This window comes from Catellatospora aurea (assembly GCF_042663325.1).
Lineage (GTDB): Bacteria > Actinomycetota > Actinomycetes > Mycobacteriales > Micromonosporaceae > Catellatospora > Catellatospora aurea.
In genome coordinates, this window is the sequence record NZ_JBHTAC010000025.1 from 1 (window position 1) to 19,975 (window position 19,975).

A 19,975-nucleotide genomic window follows, 5' to 3' on the forward strand; every position below is an offset into this window, starting at 1 on the left:
CTCTTAAAGACTTGCGGCCTCAGACGGGTTCGGAGGCCGCAAGCCTTTAGGAGTTGCTGCGGGCGGTGGGCCGCGGGCGGGGCGGTGGGTGGTGGGTGGTGGGTGGGGTGGGTCAGACGTCGCGGCGGCGGATGGTGAGGAGGGCGGGCAGGAGCAGGAACAGCGGCCAGGCGGCGAGGACCAGCCAGGATTCGGTGACGCCGGCGGGGTAGTAGCCGGGGTGCGGGGGCGGCATCCAGTCGGTGGTGAGGCGGTTCCAGGCGATGCCGGGCATCAGGTGGCCGAGCTCGGCCGACCAGCGTTTGTCCGAGGAGAACATCGTCGGGAGCATCAGCAGCAGGAACGCGCCGGTGACCATGGTGGTGGCGGCGTGCCGGATCAGCACGCCCAGGCAGAGCCCGATGAGCGCGCACACGGGGGCGAGCAGGGCGGAGGCGGCCAGGGCGCGCAGCGAGACGGGGTCCGAGATGGACACCGCGGCGTCGCGCCCGGCGAGGATCGCCTGCGACACCGCGAACGAGCCGACGGCCACGACGACGCCCGTCACTGCCCACACAGCGGCCGTGACCGCTGCCTTTGCCAGCACCACCGCGCCGCGGGCGGGCACCGCCGCCGTCGTGGTCCGGATCAGGCCGGTGCCGTACTCCGACACCATGGTCAGCGCGCCGAGGCTCGCCGCGACCAGCATCAGGGTCAGGTAACCCTCCTGCGGGAACGCGTCGCCGAGGGAGAACATGTGCTCGCGCTGCGCCTCGGGGTCGTAGAACGGGAAGTAATCGTAGTCGGCCTTGGCGGCCAGCGCGGCCGCGCCGATGACGAACAGCGTGGCCAGGCCGAGCGTCCACGGGGTGGACCGCAGTGACCACAGCTTGATCCACTCGGCGGCGACCAGGTCGGTGAAGCGGGCCCGCGGTGTCGCGGTGCGGACGGCGGTCGGGGCCGGGTGCGGGGACGTGGTCATCGGGACCCGGCCAGGTGGTCGGCGTGACCGGCGGTGATCTTCATGAAGGCTTCCTCCAGGCTGGTGGTGCGGGTGGTCAGCTCGTGCAGCTCGACGGCGTTGGCGAAGGCGAGCGCGCCGATGCGGTCGGCGGACAGCCCGCGTACGGCGAGGTGGTCGGGCGCGGCCTCGACGGTCGCGCCCGCGGCGGTCAGCACCGCCGCGAGCACGGCGGGCTGCGGGGTGCGTACGGTGACCCGCCGGCGCGTGCCACGGTCGGCGAACGCGCGCAGCGGCTCGGCGGCGATGAGCCGCCCCTGGCCGATGACCACGAGGTGGTCGGCGGTGTGCTCCATCTCGGTCATCAGGTGGCTGGACAGGAACACGGTGCGGCCCTGCGCGGCCAGCCGCCGGAACAGGTGGCGCACCCAGCGCACGCCCTCCGGGTCCATGCCGTTGATCGGCTCGTCGAACATCAGCACCGGCGGGTCGCCCAGCAGCGCCGCCGCGATGCCCAGCCGCTGCTTCATGCCCAGCGAGAAGCCGCCTACCCGGCGGTGGGCCGCGTCGGTCAGGCCGACCTCGGCCAGCACCTCGGCAACCCGCCGCCGCCCGATGCCGTTGCTGCGGGCCAGGGCGGTCAGGTGGGCTGTGGCGCTGCGCCCGCCGTGCACCTGCTGCGCGTCGAGCAGCGCGCCGACGTGGTGCAGGCCGCGCCGGTGCGAGCCGAACCGGACTCCGCCGACCGCCGCCGCGCCGGACGTGGGCGCGTCCAGGCCCAGGATGACCCGCAGCGTGGTGGTCTTGCCGGCGCCGTTCGGTCCGAGAAAGCCGGTCACGTGCCCGGGACGAACGGTGAAGGACAGGTCGTCGACGGCGGTCTTGCCGCCGTAGCGCTTGGTCAGGCCGATGACTTCGATCATGGGATCGATCCTGTCCGGCCAGGCGGCGGTCGGCATCGGGCCGCGGACGGCAACGGCGGCACCGGCGGCATCCTGCGGGCGTACGCCCACGGGCGGATGCCGCACCCCGCTGAGCTGGCTACCCTCACCGAGTGGACCTCATCACCCCTGGCCCGAAGGCCCGCCGCACAGCCGCCGGGTGGTCGCGTGCCGTGCTCGCGTGGACCGGTGCCCTGGCGTCGCCGGTCCTGCTGTACGTCGTGGTCGCCGACGGCGCCGGCGGCGGGAGCATCGACCTGGTGCCGTGGCTGTCGATGCGGCACCTGCTGCCCGCGCTGGCGCTGGCGCTGCCGTTCGCGCTGCTGCGCCGCCGCCCGCTGGCCGCGCTGGGCCTGCTGCTGGTCGGCTCGGCCCTGACCACAATCGTGATCCACACCGAGCAGGTCGCGTACCTCACCGACATGCGCTACCTGGAGCTCATCGCCGTCGACCTCGCGGTGGCCGTGGTCGCCGCGAACCGCTCGCGGCGGGTGTCGGCCACCGTGGCGTTCGTCGCGCTGCTGGTCCAGGTCCTCATCGGGTACGCCAACGGGCTGAACACGCCCGTCTTCGAGTTCGAGATCCCCACCCTGGCCATGGCCTTCACCTGGACCGTCGGCAACTCGGTGCGCACCCGCCGCGAGCACGCCGAGGCGATCCGGGCGCGGGCCGCCGGTCAGGCCGTCGCCGAGGAGCGGCTGCGCATCGCCCGGGAGCTGCACGACATGGTCGCGCACAGCGTCGGCGTCATCGCCATCCAGGCGGGCATGGGCCGCCGCGTCATCGACTCGCAGCCGGGCGAGGCCCGCGACGCCCTGCGGGCCATCGAGGACACCAGCCGGGAGACCCTCGCGGGGCTGCGGCGCATGCTGGTCGGGCTGCGCAGGGACGGCGACGTCGCGCCGCCCGCGCCCACGCTGGCCGACCTGGAGCGGCTGGTCGCCACCACCGCCGGTGCGGGGGTGCGGGTCGACCTGGACTGGCGCGGCGACCGGCGGCCGCTGCCCGGCGACCTGGAGCTGTCGGCCTACCGGGTGGTGCAGGAAGCCGTCACCAACGTGGTACGCCACGCGGCGACGCCCCGGTGCACGGTCACCGTCGACTACCGCGACACCGAGCTGCGCCTGACGATCGCCGACGAGGGTCGCGGCTGCCCGCAGCCCGGATCCGGCTACGGCATCACCGGCATGCGGGAACGGGTCGCACTGCTCAGCGGCGAGTTCGCCGCTGGGCCTCGGGAAGGCGGCGGATTCCTGGTCACCGCATGGATTCCGCTGCCCGAACGGGTGCCCGCCGCCGCGCCGCCGCAGCCGGATCCCCGCGTCGGGCAGCAGGCGGCACCGGGGCACGGCGTGCCCCGATCCCGGTCAGCCGCACAGGCGCAGGCATGACGGCGGTCCGGGTGCTGCTCGCCGACGACCAGCCGCTGGTCCGGTCCGGGCTGCGGGTGCTGATCAACGAGACGCCTGACCTGACCGTCGTCGCGGAGGCTGGTACGGGCGCGGACGCGGTCCGGTTGACCGCCCAGGAGCGCCCCGACGTGGTCGTGATGGACATCCGCATGCCGGGCATGGACGGCATCGAGGCCACCCGGCAGATCACCACCATGTCGGGCCCCGCCCGGGTGCTCATGCTCACCACCTTCGACGAGGACGAGCACGTCTACGGCGCGCTGCGCGCCGGGGCCAGCGGGTTCCTGGTCAAGGACATGGCACTCGACGACATCCTGGCCGCGATCCGGGTCGTCGCGGCCGGGGACGCCCTGATCGCGCCGAGCGTGACCCGCCGCCTCATCGCGGACTTCGCCGCCGGACCGGCCGCGCCCCGGGCGGCCCGCCCCGATTCCGGCATCACCGACCGGGAGCGCGAGGTGCTCACCCTGATCGGGCGCGGGCTGTCCAACGGCGAGATCGCCCAGGAGCTGTTCATCTCCCCGGCCACCGCCAAGTCGCACGTCGCCCGGCTGCTCACCAAGCTGGCCGCCCGCGACCGCGTCCAGCTCGTCATCACCGCGTACGAACTGGGCCTGGTCACTCCGCCGAACTGACCACCCGCGACGTCACCGCGTGCCGGCGGCCGCATCGATCCGGTGGCCTGGCTTCATCCGCCGCAGCCAGCGCCGCAGCAGGGTGGGGCGGGCGGCGTCGACCGGCGACGCGGCGCGCGAGGCGGCGTCGGCGGCCGCGCCGAAGAAGTCGCCGCCCTTGCGCCGCACGTCGTCGGTGCCCCACTCCCGCTTGCTCGGCGCCTTGGTCATCCGCGGGATGTGCTTGGCGCAGTGGATGTACGCCTCCTGCACGTCGACCACCACCCAGCGCTCGGGCCGCCGGCCCGGGACCGTGTCGACCGGCAGGTCCGGGAACGCGGCCCGGGCCGGCCCGTCCTCCAGGACCGTCGCGCGGCCGTTGACGTGCAGGCCGATGACGTCGGTGACGAAGTCGACGAACAGCAGCCCCACGTGGCCGTTCTCGGTGATGTTGCCCAGGCTCGCCATGACCCCGTTGCCGCGGTATTCCGGCCAGGTCAGGTGGGTGGCGTCGAGCACGTGCACGAAGCCCGCGGGCCCGGCCCGGAACGTGTTGTCGCACTCGCCGGCGGCGTCGGACGTGGCGACGAACATCATCTCCTGGCGGCTCACGAACGCGGCCATCCGCTCGTTGAGGTGGTCCAGCATCTGCTGGTCGTAGAAGCGCTGCGCCCGCTCGGTGGTCCCGTGGGCCTGCTGGAGGCGGCGCTCCGCAGCCGAACCCTGCACCTTCTCGACGATCCGGGTCATCTCGTCCCCCTCGGCCGCGCGCCCCTGCGGGCGCGCCTGCGAACGAGATTCACGGACGTCTGTCCTCCCGCGTCGCACAGCGGGTGCGACGCGGGAGGTCGGCCGAGGTCAGCGCGTAGTGCGTCGCCGGTGAACCAGCACGCCGCCGACGACCAGCGCCGCCACGAGCCCGGCCAGCACCCAGTAGGGCCACGTCGTCGAGGCCGGATCGGGGGCCGGGGCGGCCTCGACGCCGGACGTCGCGTTGCCCGATCCGGCGGGCTGCTGCGGCGGTGCGGTCTGGCCGAGCAGCTGCGGGTCGGGCTGGTTGGTCGGCGGCGTCCAGCCGGCCGGGGCCGCGGTCAGCCTGCCCTGGTAGTCGAAGCGGATCTCACCGCTGACCTTGTCGCCGTCGGAGGCCACCGACAGGTAGGTGATGGTGTAGACGCCGGTCTGCGGCCAGTGCGACACGGGGATCACCGTCGGGAACCCGATCTTGTAGAGCTGGGGTTCCCAGTTGCCGTCGCGCAGCGTCAGCTCCTGCACCGGGGTGGGCAGGGGCTTGGGCTCGCCGCCCGACCAGCCGTGGTCGACCCGGGTGCCGTCGGGCGCCTTCACCGTGAAGTACGCGGCCTGGGTCGGCTTCTCGGTGAACACCAGCCGCACGCTCTCACGGGGCTCGGTCACGGTGCTGCGGTCGGCGGGGTCGGAGAAGGCCAGCTGGCCGTGTGCCTGCGCGGGGGAGGGCAGCAGCACGGCCACGGCCACCGCGGCGAGGACGGCGGCGATCTTTCGAGACATGCGCATGAAGCTAAGCCATCGCCGTCGCCCGCACCATCCCCGCCGTCACCACCAGTCCAGTCGGCCCTTCCAACCCTGCAAAGCCGCCTGCGGGTCGGCCTGCAGCACCCGGTCCAGCGCGCTGGCGTACACGTCGCGGAAGTCGGTCGTGAACTTCAGGTCGCCGTCGTCGAGGTCGGTGAGGCTGGGCTGCTCGCCGTACAGGCCGCCGGGGATCGACTCGCCGAGCACGAACAGATTGGACGCCGTGCCGTGGTCGGTGCCGTCGGAGGCGTTGGCCCGCACCCGCCGCCCGAACTCGGAGTAGACCAGCACCACCACGTCCTTGCCCGCCGGATGCGCCGTGATCCGCTTGTAGAACGCGGTCAGACCCTTGTCCAGGTAGGACAGCAGCGTCTCCTGCAGGTCGCGCTCGTCGGCGTGGGTGTCGAAGCCGCCGAGCGACACCGAGAACATCCGGGTCGACACCCCGGCCTCGATGCACTGCGCGACCAGGTCGAGTTGCGCCTGCAGCCCGGCCAGGCCGCCGGTGCCGGTCGCCGGGACCTTCTCGTCGTCGCCGTTGTCGTCGCCGTCGGCGTCCTTGACCTGCTGGGCCATCTCCCGCACCCGGGCCAGGTCGCCGAAGCACGCCGCGGCCCGCGCCTGCAGCGGCGGCTCCCCGGCCGACGGCGCGGCGAACCCGGCGAGCGCGTCGGCGGTGACGGCCTTGGGCAGCTTCACGTCGGCCGCGCCGATCACCGCGCCCGCGCTGCGCTCCCCGGCCAGCAGCGGCGGCAGCACCTTCTCGAACGACACGGCCAGCCGCGGGTCGCCGCCCGCGCCGTCGAGCCACCGGCCGATCCAGCCGGTGTTGCCGGGCCGCTCGGGGTTCGCGGTCTGCCAGATGTCCATCGAGCGGAAGTGGCTGCGGTCGGGCTTGGGGTAGCCGACACCGCGGACGATCGCCAGCTTCTTGCCGCCGAACAGCTCGTGCAGGCCCTTCAGGGCCGGGTTCAGGCCGGTGGTGTCGTCGAGCTTGAGCACCTCGCCGCCGTCGTAGGCCAGCTCGGGGCGGGCGTCCTGGTAGGCGCGGTCGGCGTACGGGATGACGGTGTTGAGGCCGTCGTTGCCGCCGTACAGCGTGATGACGACCAGCGTCTTCGCGCCGTCCGGGCGGTCGCCGGCGGTGTCGAGGAGGTCGGACAGGGCCAGCGTCGTCGCGCCCGCGGCCAGCGCCGCGCCGCCGACGACGCCGCTGGCGATCAGGAACTTCCGCCGGGTCGTGGTGTCCATCGGTCGTCTCCTCGAACTCTCAGTGCACCGCGTACTCGGGGCTGATCAGCCCCAGCACGGTCAGCTTCTTGGCGTCCTTGGCGGCTTCGGCCAGCACCTTGCGGGTGCGGTCGGTCCAGGCGTCCACGACCAGCAGCCGGGCCAGCGCCTCCGGCCGGCCGGCGACCGGTGCCGCCGACAGCCGCTCCAGGAACGCGGGGCTCGCCGCGGCGGTCAGGGCCTGCGCCAGCTGCACCCGGGTCTGCGTGGCGAACGTGTTGAGCCAGGCCGTGCCCGACGGCCAGCCGCCGACGCTCGGCGGCTTGAACGGCACCTGGTCGAGCCGGTTGAGACCCTGGTAGAGCTGCTTGCGCTGCTTGTCGGCCGCCGCGGCGACGCCGAGCTGGCGCACCGCGCCGACCAGCCACTCCACCGGCTGCTTGACCAGCTGCCCGCCGGTCGTCGCGAACTGCTCGTCCAGCAGCAGCGCCCGGACCAGCGCGGTGACGTCGTGCCCGGCGAACGCGGCCGACAGCCGATCGCGTACGCCGTCGGGCATGGGCTCGCCGGAGGCGAACCGGAACCACAGCCGCGCGGGCAGGAACGTCTTCGCGGCGGGCTGCTCCAGGATGACCCCGGCGAGCGCGTCGGCGTCCAGCGCGCCGGTGCGCCCGAGCACCGTCTTCTTGCCGGGGTCGTGGCGGGCCTGCTGGAAGGTGGCCGTGCCGTCCACCCGGTCCACGGTCCAGCCGGTCAGCGCGCGGGCCGCGCCCTTGACGTCGGCTTCGGTGTACGCGCCGATGCCGAGCGTGAACAGCTCCATCAGCTCGCGGGCCAGGTTCTCGTTGGGGGCCTTGCGGGTGTTGCGCTGCCCGTCCAGCCAGTGGATCAGCGCGCCGTCGCGCAGCATCGCCCGTACGAGGACCCCGAAGTCGCCCCGGCCGTCGCGCCGGAAGGTCTCCTGCTGGGCCAGCATCAGCCCGGCCGACTTGACCTTCTGCACGCTGGTGGCCCAGTGCCCGTGCCAGAAGAAGACCAGCTTCTCGGTGAACTGGTGATCAGCGGCGACCATCCGGTCCACCCACCACTGGGTGAGCTGCTGCACCTGCTCCTTGCGGGCCTGCTGGGCGCGCTGGCGCTGCTCGCGGCTCGGCTTCTTGGGCAGGTCCGTGTAGGGGTCGGCGCCGAGCTTCGGGGCGGGCGTGCGCCCCGCGCCCCGGTCCGCGCCGTCCGGTGCGAGCAACTGTTCGACGGTCGCCTGGTATCCGGCCCGCTCGGCCCGGTCCACCTCGTCGGCGGTGGGCCCGAACGTTGCCCTCCGCAGCAGGTGCGCGACCTTCTCCCGTTCCGCCATGCGCCGATCCTAGGCAGGCGAAGATCCGAACCGCTCGCGCTGCGTGTACGGGGAACGTAAAGCCACGAACAGTGACGGACCGGCCACGCAGGCCGTCGGGCCGGTCAGGGGGCCGACTTGCGGCTGATGCGGTAGTGCAGGACCAGGAACGGCAGGCCGAACACCCGGAACGCGTGCTCTGCCCGCAACTGTCCACCCTGTACGTAGACGTCGAGGTCCTCGGCGAAGCCGTGCACCGCCATGGCGGTCAGCCTTCCGTCTGCCGGGTCGACGAAGGTCAGGTAGTGGCCGGGCTGGTCCAGCCTGCTGCGGCTGGTCAGCACGAGACCGCCGCCCGGCCGGGTCCGGGGTTCCAGGGTGGCGGTGAAGCTCGCCTGCGGCAGCGGGAAACCCACGCTGACATAGCCGCGCCCGTCGTGCCGGTAGGTGGTGTACACGCCGACGTAGATGGGTTCGTCGGTGTCGGCGTACGAACGGATCCAGCCGCGCACCGTGATCTCACCGCCGACGCTGACCGTGTCGATCCGGCTGCGCACCCCGCGCTGGGTCTCGCGCTGGTTCATCGGCACGTCGGCCTGCCCCAGCGGCCGGGCCAGCAGGTGCCGGTAGAGCAGGTAGCCGGGCCGGACCCAGGCCCGCCAGCGCGGCTCGATGTCGAGGGTGAACCTGGTCGTGTGCTCGTAGAACTCGCGCACCAGCGGATCCGCGCCGGAGGGGTCGAAACCCGGCCCGGCAAGCTCGTCCAGCGAGGCGACGATGCCGATGTCGGCGTGGTCGGGCCGGTGCTCGCCGCCGAGGCGCTCGGCCAGGTCGGCGACGTAGCCGGTGCCGACGTAGCGGGTGCGGGCGGCCAGCGGCACCACGAACGGCAGCCGGGCCGCATCGACCCGCTCGGCCAGCAGGCTCACCTGCGGATCGCGGAACAGCAGCGCGGACAGGACCCGGAACGCGGTGACAGTCACGGCCGCGACGATCGCGCCGGGCACGCCCGCCATCGCCCAGCCGAGGGCCGCGCCGACCAGCGGACCGAGCACGACCTTGTGCGGGCGTACGCCCAGCAGCCCCGCGACGCCGCCGGTGACGATGCCGATCAGCAGCGAGTTCCCGCCCAGCGCGGCGAATGCCCAGCCACACGGTGCGGCCAGGGCGGCGCTCATCACGATGCGCGACCACAGCGCCGGGATCTCACCCGGCCGCTGCCGGGCCCGCGCCAGCACGTCGACCAGCCCGAGCAGCACCGCGCCCGCCAGCGCGCTGGCCGCCATCGCCGCCACGCCCCCGGAAGCGGCCACCGACAGGCCGGCAACGGCCCCGATCAGACCGGCGAGGATGGCCGAGCCACGGCGTTCAGGGAGTGCGGCCGCATCGTTCATCAGATTCCTTCCGTGGATAATCCGGCCTTCAGGCCGGAGAGGAAATGGGATTCCTGCGCAGCAGGACAGGCACAGCCGATCCGCCGCCGAGGCGGACCGGCATCCACCCGAACGCCAGTGCGAAAACCGCCGACCGTCCTGTTAGGATTCTGGTCGTGTCCAGGGCGGTGAAGCGCGCGTTCAAGTACCGCTTCTACCCGACCGACGTGCAGGCAGCGCAGCTGTCGCGGACGTTCGGATGTGTCCGGCTGGTCTACAACATGGCCCTGCAAGCCCGTACCGAAGCCTGGACCCGGCGGCAGGAGCGGATCGACTACAACGCCACCTCCGCAATGCTCACCGGTTGGAAGAAGACCGCCGAGCTCGCGTTCTTGAACGAGGTGTCGTGCGTGCCGTTGCAGCAGGCGCTGCGGCACCTGCAGGCCGCGTACACCAACTTCTGGGCCAGGCGCGCCAAGCACCCGATGTTCAAGTCCAAGAGACGTTCGCGCCGTGCGGCGGAGTACACGGCCAGCGCGTTCCGGTGGCGTGACGGCACGCTGACCCTGGCCAAGATGACCGAACCGCTTTCCATCGTGTGGTCGCGGCCGCTTCCCGACGGGGTGTCGCCGTCGACGGTGACCGTGTCGCAGGATGCGGCCGGGCGCTGGTTCGTGTCCCTGCTCTGTGACGACGTCATCACCCAGACCCCGGCCACGGGCATGGTCGGGATCGACGCCGGGCTCGACAGCCTGCTCACCCTGTCCACCGGCGAGAAGATCACCAACCCGAGGCATGAACGCGCCGACCGGCAGCGGCTGGCACGCGCCCAACGCGACCTGGCCCGCAAGCAGAAGGGCTCGGCCAACCGGGCCAAAGCCCGGCTGAAGGTTGCCCGTATCCAAGGCCGCATCGCCGACCGTAGGCGCGATCATCTGCATAAGTTGACGACTCGGCTCGTTCGTGAAACCCAAGCGATCGTGATCGAGGACCTGGCCGTGGCGAACATGGTCAAGAACCATCGGCTGGCCCGCGCGATCAGTGACGCGGCATGGCGGCAGTTTCGCACCATGCTGGAGTACAAGGCCGCCTGGTACGGCCGGGACCTGATCGTCGTGGACCGCTGGTTCCCCTCGACCCGGCTGTGCTCGGCCTGCGGCGCACTCGCTGAACGGATGCCGCTGGGCGTGCGGGAGTGGACGTGCCCGTGCGGGGCCGTCCACGACCGTGATGTCAATGCGGCACGCAACATCCTGGCCGCCGGACTGGCGGTGACAGCCTGCGGAGACGATGTAAGACCTCAACGAGGAACCTCTCGAACGGGGCAGTCGTCGGCGAAACAGGAAGACCCGAGGGCGACCAAGGGAATCCCCGTCCTTTAGGGCGGGGAGGATGTCAACCCGGCAGGTTAGCGCGCCCCGCGCCGCCCTCGCTCGCCGCCTTTCCCCGGCCGCCGTCGATGATCGCCCAACTTGCCAGGCACCTGGTCGTGAGCGCGTCCATGATTCGCACACCTGCCGGGCAACTCGAACGATCAAGGCGGCTTCGGCGGCGCGTGGGTGTGCGGCGGCGGCCACCGGGAGGTCCGGTGGCCGCCAGATGTGGTGCGGAACGCATTTGCTCTGCACCCAAAGCCTTGCTCTGCACCCACCGGCGCAACAGCGGTCCGGGTTCAGGCGCCTTCGCGGTTGAAGCGGCGCTTGGCCCAGATGTAGCAGAACACCGTGATGGCCAGGCTCCAGGCCAGCGCCAGCCAGCCGCTGTCGCCGATGCCTGTGCCCAGCAGCAGGCCGCGCAGGGTCTCCATGACCGGCGTGAACGGCTGGTACTCGGCGGCCCAGCTCACGCCGCTGGGCATGGAGTCGGTGGGCACGAAGCCGCTGCCCAGGAACGGCAGCAGGATCAGCGGCATGGGCAGGTTGCTGGCCGACTCGACGGTGCGCGCGGTCAGCCCGCAGGCCACGCCGAACCAGGTCACCGCGAACGAGACCAGGGTCAGTAGCCCGGCCGCGGCCAGCCACTCGACCGGGGTCGCGTTCGGGCGGAAGCCGACGAGCACGGCGACGCCGACGACGACGGCCAGGGCGACGACGAGCTGCACCAGGTTGCCCAGCACGTGCCCGGTGAGCACGGCGGGCCGGAAGATGGCCATGGTGCGGAATCGGGCGATGATGCCCTCGGTCATGTCCTGCGCCACGCCGATCGCGGTGAGCTGCGGCGCACTGGCGATGGCGAGCAGCAGGATGCCGGGGGTGACGTAGTTGGCGTACGCGGCCCGGCCGCCGCCCGCGGCGATGCCGTCGCCGAGCGTTTCGCCGAAGACGTACACGAACAGCAGCAGCATGATGACCGGGATGGCGATCAGGAAGCCGATCAGCGGGTAGCGGCGGGCGCGCAGCAGGTAGCGCCGCAGCATGGTGGACGAGTCGCGCAGGGCGTACGCGGTGGTGCTCATCGGTTGTCCGCTCCTTGGAGGGTGGCGGCCTCGGGCCGGCCGGTCAGGGTGAGGAAGACGTCGTCGAGGTCGGGGGTGTGCACGGTCAGCTCGGCGATCTCGACCGACGCGCCGTCGAGCCGTTCCAGCACCTCGCGCAGCGAGCGGACGCCGCCGTCGCTGGGGACCTGGAGCGTGAGCGCGTCGTCGTCGCGGGTCGACGTGCCGAACAGGCGCGCGGCGGCCGCCAACTCGGCGAGCCCGGCGAAGCGCAGCCGGAGGTGGCCGCCGGGGATGAGCCGCTTGAGCTCGGCCGGGGTGCCCTCGGCGATGATGCGGCCGTGGTCGAGCAGGGCGACCCGGTCGGCGAGCTGGTCGGCCTCCTCCAGGTACTGCGTGGTGAGGAAGATGGTGACGCCGTCGGCGACCAGGGCGCGGATGCTGTCCCACATGGTCCGGCGGCTGCGCGGGTCCAGGCCGGTGGTCGGCTCGTCGAGGAACACCACCCGCGGGTTGCCGACCAGGGTCATGGCCAGGTCGAGCCGCCGCTTCATGCCGCCCGAGTAGGTGGTGGCCGGCTTGCCGGCCGCCTCGGTCAGGTCGAAGCGCTCCAGCAGGTCGGCGACGCGGCGGCGGCCCTCGCGGCGGTCGAGGTGGTTCAGGTCGGCCATCAGGGCCAGGTTCTCGGCGCCGGTGAGGAAGGTGTCCAATGCGGAGAACTGGCCGGTGAGGCCGATCGCGGCGCGCACGTCGTCGGGGTGGGTGGCCGGGTCGTGGCCCGCCACCCGGATCCGGCCGGCGTCGGGGCGCAGCAGGGTGGACAGGATGTTGACCATCGTGGTCTTGCCGGCGCCGTTGGGCCCGAGCAGGGAGAACACGGTGCCGGCGGGGACCTGCAGGTCGATGCCGTCCAGAACGGTCTTGTCGCCGTACGCCTTGCGCAGGCCGGCGACCTCGATGGCGTTCGCGGGGGTGGGCATGGGGGAGTGTCCTCTCAGGAGCGGTGGATGGTGATGTCGCCCCAGTGGGTCCGGGCGCGCACCTCGACGCGCTCGTCGGACTCCTCCGGGCCGGGCACGTTGTCGAGGGTGTTGCGCACCGAGCGGCTCGACCTCAGGTCCAGCCAGGCCGCGGTGCCTTCGGGGATGCCGACGTCGATGCGCCCGGCCGAGGTCTCCAGCACGTGCGTGCCGCGCACGGCCGCGCCGACGCGGATGTCGCCGAACGCGGTCTTGGCGGTGAGCCCGCCCTCGGCCCGGTCGACGATGACGTCGCCGTTGGCGGTCTTGGCGGTCAGCTCGGCGGCGGCCCGGCCGACGGTGATGGGGCCGTCGGCGCCGTTGATGCGGCCGGTGCCGGCGATCGTGCCGACCTCGCAGCCGCCGGTCGAGCTCTTGATGACCGCGTTGCCCGCGACGACGCCGACGCGGGTGCGGCCGGCGCCGGTGGCCAGGTCGGCGTCCCCGGACACCAGGTCGGCGCTGATCTCGCCCGCGCCGGTGCTGGCGCGCAGGTTGCCGGTCTGCTGGAAGTACAGCCGGCCGTAGCCGGAGCTGTAGCGGCAGTCGCCCAGCGGGCCGTCGACGTGCAGGTCGCCGAGGCCCGAGTCGCCGTCGAGGCTCGACCCGGCGGGCAGGTGGATGTCGACGTCGAGGGACCCGGTGCGGCCGATCAGCGTGCCGAGGTGCTTGGGCGTCTTGATGAGCAGGCGGCCGTCGGCGTACTCCACGCGGGTCTGCTCGGCCAGCTTGATCGACTTGCTGCCGTTGTCGGCGGGACGCACCTCGACCACGGTGTCGGTGCGCTCGGTCGCGACGATGCGCACGTCGGCGGCGATGACGCTGACGGACACGGTGATCGGATCGGGTGTGGCGAAAGTGGGCATGGTGATCCCCTCAACTCGGTCTGTTCGGTGAATCCGCTGGTGGGCGGCGTGTTCGGGGGTCGTGACGCGGGTCAGCGCGCCCAGCCGGTGTAGCGCTGGCCGAGGTCCGTGCCGCTGGGGCGGGCGGCGGGGCGCGGCGCGGCGGCGGAGTCGAGCGCGGCAGCGGCGGCCCGGACCAGCCAGGAGTTGGCCGACAGCCGCTCGCGGGCGGCGGCCTCGTCGATGCGCGCCTTCAGCTCGTCGGGCAGGCGCAGGTTGATGCGCGAGGTCGCGCCCTTCTCCCCGGCGGTCTCGTCCCAGGCGGGGGCGGCTGCCGCGGCGGGGGCGACCGGGTGCTCCTCGGGCGGGCTCTGCCGGGTGTTCACCACGAAGACCGGGTTGAGCCCGCGCAGGCGCACCTCGACCGAGCCGGGAGCGAGGTCGCGGGTGATCTCGTCGGCGGCGGCCGAGATCGCCTCCAGCAGCGTGAGCCGGATCGCCGACTCCAGCGGCACGGCCAGGCGCTCGGCGAGGGCGCGGGCCTCCGCGCCGCCGGTCTCGGCGGCGACTGCCAGCTCCGCCCGGAGCTTCTCCACGTAGGGCGTCAGTTCCATGGCACCACTATGGCACCACAGTGGTGCCATACGCAAGCCGATCTGGCTCAGCTGTGGTGCCATCCTGTCCGGCAGGCCCCGATCCGACACAAACGTGAACGGTCGGTGGACTGGTGGCGGGGCGGGGTGACGGCGAACATAGGGACGCCGGTACCGTCTGCGGATGCGCAGGCGGGTACGCCGAACGCACCGCTACCCCCCGGCGGCGCGGCCACCGCCGACCGACGCGATCGTGATCTTGTGGAGGAAGACGTATGTCTCAGGACGAGGACGTGCTCGCACTACGCGACGACCTGGCGGCACGGCCCGACTTCGAGGTCAAGCTGCGCGGCTACGACCAGCGGCAGGTCGAGCAGTACATCGCGCGCATCAACGCCGAGGTGTCGTCGCTGTCGGCCGAGCGTGAGCGGGCGCTCGGGCAGGTCCGCGACCTGACCGAGCGGCTGAAGCGCCAGCACACCGACCTGTCCGAGCTGGCCGAGCTGCGCCAGCGCCCGCCGCAGGTCGAGCGGGCCTCGTTCCGCCACCTGGGCCCGATGGTGGACCAGATCCTGGAGCTGGCCGAGAAGCAGGCCGAGGCGATCACCACCACCACGGCTCAGCAGATGGCGCACCACAAGGACGAGGCGGAGAAGATCCTCGCCGACGCCCGGGAGCACGCCGACCGGCTGCGCGCCGAGAGCGAGGGCGCCCTGGAGCGCGCCGAGCAGGAGCTCAAGCGGGTGCACGACCAGAACGCCCAGCAGGCCGAGCACGCCCGCGCCGAGGCCGACGCCCTGGTCGAGGCCGCCCGGGTGCGGGTGCAGCAGGAGGTCGAGGCCGCCCGCGCGCAGACCCAGCAGGAGGTCTCGCAGTGGAAGGCCAACGTCGAGCGCGAACTCACCGAACTGCGCGCGGCCGCCGAGCGTGAGCTGGCCGGCCAGCGCACCGCGGTGAACCAGAAGAACGCCGCGCTGCACGCCGAGGCCCAGCAGCACGCCGCCGACCTGCGCCGCCGCGCCGACGACCAGAACGCCGCGCACCAGCAGCAGCTCACCGTCGTGCAGCAGGAGATCCGGGCCCGCCGCCAGGCGCTGGCCCAGCTGCAGGCCGAGCTGGACATCGCCCAGCAGCGCCTGGTGCAGTCGCGCCAGGACGGCGCCACCGCCGAGCGTGACGTGGCCCAGCTGCAGCAGCGCCTCAGCGAGACCACCCAGGAGCTCAACCACGAGCTGCACCGGCTGGAGGAGGCCCGGCGTGCGGCCGAGTCCGCCGAGCGCCACGCCGTGGCGGTGCGGGCCCGGGTGCAGCGCGAGGCGGAGCGGGTGGCCAACCTGGCCGCCGCCGCCGTCATGGCCGCCGCCGTCGGCGGGGTCGAGACCGGCGAGTACCCGCGCGTGCAGATGCGCCCGAACCCCCGCCACTCGGCGGCCGAGCCCGACGAGGTCGAGGTGCAGGCGGAGGACGTCGAGCCGGTGCTGGAGCTGGAGGGGCCGCCGCAGGGCGAGGAGCCCGTGGCCGAGGAGCAGGCCGAGCAGCGCCACCACGAGGGCGACCCCGAGCTGGCCGAGTACGCCAACGGCCGCCGCGACGCCGAGCTCGCCGTTCCGGCGCAGCGCCAGCCGGAGCGCGTCGGCGCGGACGTCGAGTAGTCACGTACCAGCAGCACGGGCCCGCTCGCGTCAGGCGAGCGGGCCCGTGTCGTCGGTGCACTGTCTCAATTGGTGGGAATTAATAGTAAGGCTTATTGACTGTTAATTATCGACCGGCGACGATCCCAGGAGAACGGCTCCCCCGTGTCCTGAGATCGGAGCTCCCATGAACAGACTGCGAACGGCGGCGGCGGCCCTGGCCACCGCGCTGGTCACCACCTTCGCGGTGGCGGCGCTGTCCGCCCCCGCCTCCGCCGCGGAAGTGCTCGTCAACGGCGGCTTCGAGACCGGCGCGCTGTCGCCGTGGAGCTGCACCGGCAACCTGGGCAGCGTCGTGTCCACCCCGGTGCGCACCGGCACGAAGGCGCTGCAGGGCGCGGCCAGCGCCTCCGACAACGCCAAGTGCACCCAGACCGTCTCCGTCGTCTCCGGCACCCAGTACACGCTGTCGGCCTGGGTCCGAGGCAGCTACGTCTACCTCGGCGTCAACGGCGGCGCGTCCACCTGGACCCCGAACGCGACGAACTGGACCCAGCTCACGCTCACCTTCACCGCCGCGAGCAGCTCGATCCAGGTCTACCTGCACGGCTGGTACGGCACCGGCACCTACTTCGCCGACGACGTGTCCCTGCAGGGCCAGGGCGGCACCAACCCGGTGCCCGGCACGCCCGGCACCCCGACCGCCGGCTCGATCACCAACACGTCGGTCGCGCTGAACTGGGGCGCCTCGTCCGGCACGGTCACCGGCTACCGGGTGTACGAGGGCAGCACCGTCGTCGCCAACCCCACCGGCGCGTCCGCCACGATCAGCGGGCTGGGCGCGTGCACCACGCACACCTACTCGGTCGCGGCGTACAACAGCGCCGGCGAGTCCCCGCGTTCGGGCAACGTCACCGTCACCACCACCGGCTGCGGCACCGGCGTGCCCGGCACCCCCGGCAACGTCACCGTCGGCGGCGCGACCAACACCTCGCTGAACGTCTCGTGGAGCGCCTCGTCCGGCACCGTCACCGGCTACCGGGTTTACGAGGGCAGCACCGTGCGCGCCACCGTCACCGGCACCTCCGCCACCATCACCGGCCTGGCCACCTGCTCCAGCCACACCTACACCGTGCGCGCCTACAACGCCACCGGCGAGTCCCCCGCCTCGGCGGCCGCGTCCGGCACCACCACCGGCTGCACCACCGGCACCCTGCCCAAGCACCTGCTCACCGGGTACTGGCAGAACTTCGTCAACGGGGCCACCCCGCTGCGGCTGTCGTCGGTGCCGACCACGTACGACATCGTGGCCGTCGCGTTCGCCGACGCCGTGTCCGGCACCCCCGGCGCGGTGACCTTCAACGTCGACTCCGGGCTGTCCTCGGCGCTCGGCGGTTACACCAACGCCCAGTTCCGCACCGACGTCGCCACGCTCAAGGCCCGCAACCAGAAGGTCATCCTTTCCGTCGGCGGCGAGCTGGGCTCGGTCTCGGTGAACAGCTCGGCGGCGGCGACCAACTTCGCCAACAGCCTCTACACCCTGATCACCGACTTCGGCTTCAACGGCGTCGACATCGACCTGGAGAACGGGCTCAACGCGACGTACATGGAGCAGGCGCTGCGCAACCTGCGTTCCCGCGTCGGGTCAGGACTGATCATCACGATGGCCCCGCAGACCATCGACATGCAGTCGACGGGGGCGGGCTACTTCTCGCTCGCGCTCAACATCCGCGACATCCTGACGATCGTGCACACCCAGTTCTACAACTCGGGCAGCATGCTCGGCTGCGACCAGCAGTTCGCGTACTCGCAGGCCACGATCAACTTCCTCACGGCGCTGGCCTGCATCCAGCTCCAGTCGGCGCTGCGGCCCGACCAGATCGCGCTCGGCCTGCCCGCCACCACCCAGGCCGCGGGCGGCGGCTACGTCAACCCGACCGTGGTCAACAACGCGCTGAACTGCCTGGCCGCCGGCACCAACTGCGGCAGCTTCGTGCCCCCGGCGCGCTGGCCCACGATCCGCGGCGCGATGACCTGGTCCATCAACTGGGACGCGGCCAACGGCTACAACTTCGCCAACACCGTCCACAACCACCTGGTGTCGATGCCGTAATCCCGTACCGCAGACGGTCCGGCGCCAGGACTCCCCGGCGCCGGACCGCCGAATACCGGTTGGCGCGTCCTGAATCCCGAGCTAACCTCATCCGCATGGCACTGATGTTCCTGTGATTCTCGCGGCCGCGGCCCCTACGACGTCGAGCTCCGCTCCGTCCGGCCGTGTACGCGCGCAGGAGACGGCCCGTCACCCCGGCAATCCTTGCCCGGCCTGAAGCCACACCTGCGCGCGGTCCGCCCATCGCCCCGCCGATCGGCCATGCCGAGAATCGCAGGACAACCATGCGCACCGCGCCATCACCCGCAGACACCCAGCTGACCCTCACCGACGTCACCCACCGCTACGGCGACCGCGTCGTGCTCGACCGGATCGACCTCACCATCCGCCCCGGCGAACGGGTCGGCGTCATCGGCGACAACGGCTCCGGCAAGTCGACCCTGCTCCGCCTCGTCGCGGGCCGCCTGCGACCGGGCAACGGCACCGTCACGGTCGCCAGCCCCGGCGGGGTCGGCTACCTCCCGCAGACCCTCGACCTGCCCGGCCACGCCACCGTGCAGGATGCCGTCGACCTCGCCCTGAGCGAGCTGCGGCACATCGAGGCAAGGCTGCGCGCCGCCGAACGCGACCTCGACGGCGACGACGGCACCCGCCTGGCCGCGTACGCCGACCTGCTCGACCTGTTCGAGTCCCGCGGCGGCTACGAAGCCGACAGCCGCGTCGAGATCGCTCTGCACGCGCTCGGCCGGCCGGGGCTGGACCGCGGCCGCCGCCTGGACACGCTGTCCGGCGGCGACCGGGCCCGGCTCGCGATCGCCGCGACCCTGGCCGCACGGCCCCGGCTGCTGCTGCTCGACGAACCCACCAACGACCTCGACGACACCGCTCTCGACTGGCTGGAGCAGCACCTGCTGGCCCACCGGGGCACCGTCGTCGCGGTCACCCACGACCGGGAGTTCCTGGCCCGGGTCACCACGACGGTGCTGGAGGTCGACGCCGGCGCGGTCCGCCGCCACGGCGACGGCTACGACGGCTACCTCGCCGCCAGGGCCGCCGACCGGGCCCGGCAGCGGCAACGGCACGAGCAGTGGCAGGCCGACGTCGCCCGCCACGGCGAGCTGCTGGCAGCCAACGCCGACCGGCTGGCGGCCATCCCGCGCAAGGGCCCGCGCGGGTTCAGCGGCGCGGGGGCGTTCCGGGCCCGCTCGCGTACGCACGGTGCGGCCGGGCGCATCCGGGCGTCCCGGGAGCAGCTGGCCCGGCTGCTCGACGATCCCGTGCCGCCACCGCCGGAGCCGTTGCGCCTGTCCGCCCGGGTCACCGCCGGTGACCTGGCTGAACAGCCGCCGCTGGAGCTGGTGGACGTCGCGGTGCCGGGGCGGCTGCGGCTGGACGCGCTGCGGCTCGCGCCAGGGGAGCGGCTGCTCGTCACCGGACCCAACGGCTCGGGCAAGAGCACGCTGCTGCAGGTGATCGCGGGGGAGGCCGGCCCGCACGGGGGCACGGTACGCCACCGCCCGGCGCGCCTCGGGTTCCTGCGCCAGCACGGCGCCGCCGACGACCGCCGTACGCTGCTCGCCGCCTACGCGGCCGGGCTGCCCGGCGAACCCGGCGACTACGCGGTGGCACTGCTCGGCCTGGGCCTGTTCCGGCGCGACGACCTGGCGCAGCCGGTGCGGCTGCTGTCAGCCGGCCAGCGTCGCCGGCTGGAACTGGCCCGCATCGTCCGGCAGCCGGTGGACCTGCTGCTGCTCGACGAACCGACCAACCACCTGTCGCCGGGCCTGGTCGAGGAGCTGGCGTCGGCGCTGCGCGACTACCCGGGCACGGTGGTCCTGGTGACCCACGACCGCCGGATCCGCGCCGACCACACCGGCCGCGAACTGCGCCTCGCCCAAGGCGCCGCCACCGTGCCCTGACGTGGCCGCCCCCGATCACGGGTG

At 72.8% G+C, this 19,975-nt stretch carries 17 protein-coding genes; 6 read left to right on the top strand and 11 right to left on the bottom strand.

Features of this window, described 5'->3' with window-relative positions; genetic code table 11:
* Nucleotides 1-112 precede the first annotated feature (112 nt).
* Both ACFQO7_RS22780 and ACFQO7_RS22785 read right to left on the bottom strand, forming a co-directional pair.
* Complete coding sequence (locus ACFQO7_RS22780; protein WP_376808254.1) at nt 113-961, bottom strand: hypothetical protein; 849 nt, start codon at nt 959-961, stop codon at nt 113-115.
* Complete coding sequence (locus ACFQO7_RS22785) at nt 958-1,863, bottom strand: ATP-binding cassette domain-containing protein (protein WP_376808255.1); 906 nt, start codon at nt 1,861-1,863, stop codon at nt 958-960. The genes ACFQO7_RS22780 and ACFQO7_RS22785 overlap by 4 nt, the downstream gene beginning before the upstream one ends.
* A 131-nt stretch (nt 1,864-1,994) precedes the next feature.
* Between ACFQO7_RS22785 and ACFQO7_RS22790 the strand changes: the two genes are divergently transcribed.
* Both ACFQO7_RS22790 and ACFQO7_RS22795 read left to right on the top strand, forming a co-directional pair.
* Nucleotides 1,995-3,272, top strand: a complete 1,278-nt coding sequence (locus ACFQO7_RS22790) for a sensor histidine kinase (RefSeq protein ID WP_376808256.1) — start codon at nt 1,995-1,997, stop codon at nt 3,270-3,272.
* Nucleotides 3,269-3,928, top strand: a complete 660-nt coding sequence (locus ACFQO7_RS22795; protein ID WP_376808257.1) for a response regulator — start codon at nt 3,269-3,271, stop codon at nt 3,926-3,928. The genes ACFQO7_RS22790 and ACFQO7_RS22795 overlap by 4 nt, the downstream gene beginning before the upstream one ends.
* Before the next feature lie 12 nt (nt 3,929-3,940).
* Here ACFQO7_RS22795 and ACFQO7_RS22800 read toward each other — a convergent pair whose 3' ends face one another.
* From ACFQO7_RS22800 to ACFQO7_RS22820, 5 genes are all read right to left on the bottom strand, one after another.
* The gene (locus tag ACFQO7_RS22800; RefSeq protein WP_376808258.1) at nt 3,941-4,657 is read right to left on the bottom strand and encodes a pyridoxamine 5'-phosphate oxidase family protein; all 717 of its coding nucleotides are present in this window, start codon (nt 4,655-4,657) and stop codon (nt 3,941-3,943) included.
* A gap of 108 nt (nt 4,658-4,765) precedes the next feature.
* The gene (locus tag ACFQO7_RS22805) at nt 4,766-5,437 is read right to left on the bottom strand and encodes a copper resistance CopC family protein (protein WP_376808259.1); all 672 of its coding nucleotides are present in this window, start codon (nt 5,435-5,437) and stop codon (nt 4,766-4,768) included.
* A gap of 45 nt (nt 5,438-5,482) precedes the next feature.
* Nucleotides 5,483-6,712: a DUF1501 domain-containing protein gene (locus ACFQO7_RS22810; RefSeq protein WP_376808260.1), complete on the bottom strand. Its 1,230-nt coding sequence runs from the start codon at nt 6,710-6,712 to the stop codon at nt 5,483-5,485.
* 19 nt (nt 6,713-6,731) lie between these two features.
* Nucleotides 6,732-8,045 carry a DUF1800 domain-containing protein gene (locus tag ACFQO7_RS22815; RefSeq protein WP_376808261.1) on the bottom strand — a complete coding sequence of 438 codons (1,314 nt, stop codon included), beginning with the start codon at nt 8,043-8,045 and terminating at the stop codon, nt 6,732-6,734.
* A gap of 104 nt (nt 8,046-8,149) precedes the next feature.
* Nucleotides 8,150-9,418 carry a hypothetical protein gene (locus tag ACFQO7_RS22820; RefSeq protein WP_376808262.1) on the bottom strand — a complete coding sequence of 423 codons (1,269 nt, stop codon included), beginning with the start codon at nt 9,416-9,418 and terminating at the stop codon, nt 8,150-8,152.
* Between the two features lie 44 nt (nt 9,419-9,462).
* Between ACFQO7_RS22820 and ACFQO7_RS22825 the strand changes: the two genes are divergently transcribed.
* Nucleotides 9,463-10,779, top strand: a complete 1,317-nt coding sequence (locus ACFQO7_RS22825; RefSeq protein ID WP_376808263.1) for an RNA-guided endonuclease InsQ/TnpB family protein — start codon at nt 9,463-9,465, stop codon at nt 10,777-10,779.
* Nucleotides 10,780-11,069: 290 nt separating this feature from the next.
* On the opposite strand, the gene ACFQO7_RS22830 is transcribed toward ACFQO7_RS22825, so the two are convergent.
* From ACFQO7_RS22830 to ACFQO7_RS22845, 4 genes are all read right to left on the bottom strand, one after another.
* Entirely contained in the window at nt 11,070-11,852 is a 783-nt protein-coding gene (locus tag ACFQO7_RS22830) for an ABC transporter permease (RefSeq protein WP_376808264.1), read from the bottom strand.
* Nucleotides 11,849-12,811: an ATP-binding cassette domain-containing protein gene (locus ACFQO7_RS22835; protein ID WP_376808265.1), complete on the bottom strand. Its 963-nt coding sequence runs from the start codon at nt 12,809-12,811 to the stop codon at nt 11,849-11,851. Before ACFQO7_RS22835 ends, ACFQO7_RS22830 begins: the two co-directional genes overlap by 4 nt.
* A gap of 14 nt (nt 12,812-12,825) precedes the next feature.
* Complete coding sequence (locus ACFQO7_RS22840) at nt 12,826-13,716, bottom strand: DUF4097 family beta strand repeat-containing protein (RefSeq protein ID WP_376808266.1); 891 nt, start codon at nt 13,714-13,716, stop codon at nt 12,826-12,828.
* 71 nt (nt 13,717-13,787) lie between these two features.
* Nucleotides 13,788-14,309 carry a ribbon-helix-helix protein, CopG family gene (locus tag ACFQO7_RS22845; RefSeq protein ID WP_376808267.1) on the bottom strand — a complete coding sequence of 174 codons (522 nt, stop codon included), beginning with the start codon at nt 14,307-14,309 and terminating at the stop codon, nt 13,788-13,790.
* 254 nt (nt 14,310-14,563) lie between these two features.
* On the opposite strand from ACFQO7_RS22845, the gene ACFQO7_RS22850 reads away from it, so the two are divergent.
* The 3 genes from ACFQO7_RS22850 to abc-f all read left to right on the top strand — a co-directional run bounded on the left by ACFQO7_RS22850 (nt 14,564) and on the right by abc-f (nt 19,951).
* On the top strand, nt 14,564-15,940 hold the full coding sequence (locus ACFQO7_RS22850) for a coiled-coil domain-containing protein (RefSeq protein ID WP_376808268.1): 1,377 nt from the start codon (nt 14,564-14,566) through the stop codon (nt 15,938-15,940).
* Between the two features lie 166 nt (nt 15,941-16,106).
* Nucleotides 16,107-18,032, top strand: a complete 1,926-nt coding sequence (locus ACFQO7_RS22855) for a fibronectin type III domain-containing protein (protein ID WP_376808269.1) — start codon at nt 16,107-16,109, stop codon at nt 18,030-18,032.
* A gap of 284 nt (nt 18,033-18,316) precedes the next feature.
* Nucleotides 18,317-19,951, top strand: coding sequence for a ribosomal protection-like ABC-F family protein (gene abc-f, locus ACFQO7_RS22860; protein ID WP_376808270.1), 1,635 nt, complete (start codon nt 18,317-18,319; stop codon nt 19,949-19,951).
* Nucleotides 19,952-19,975: the final 24 nt, after the last annotated feature.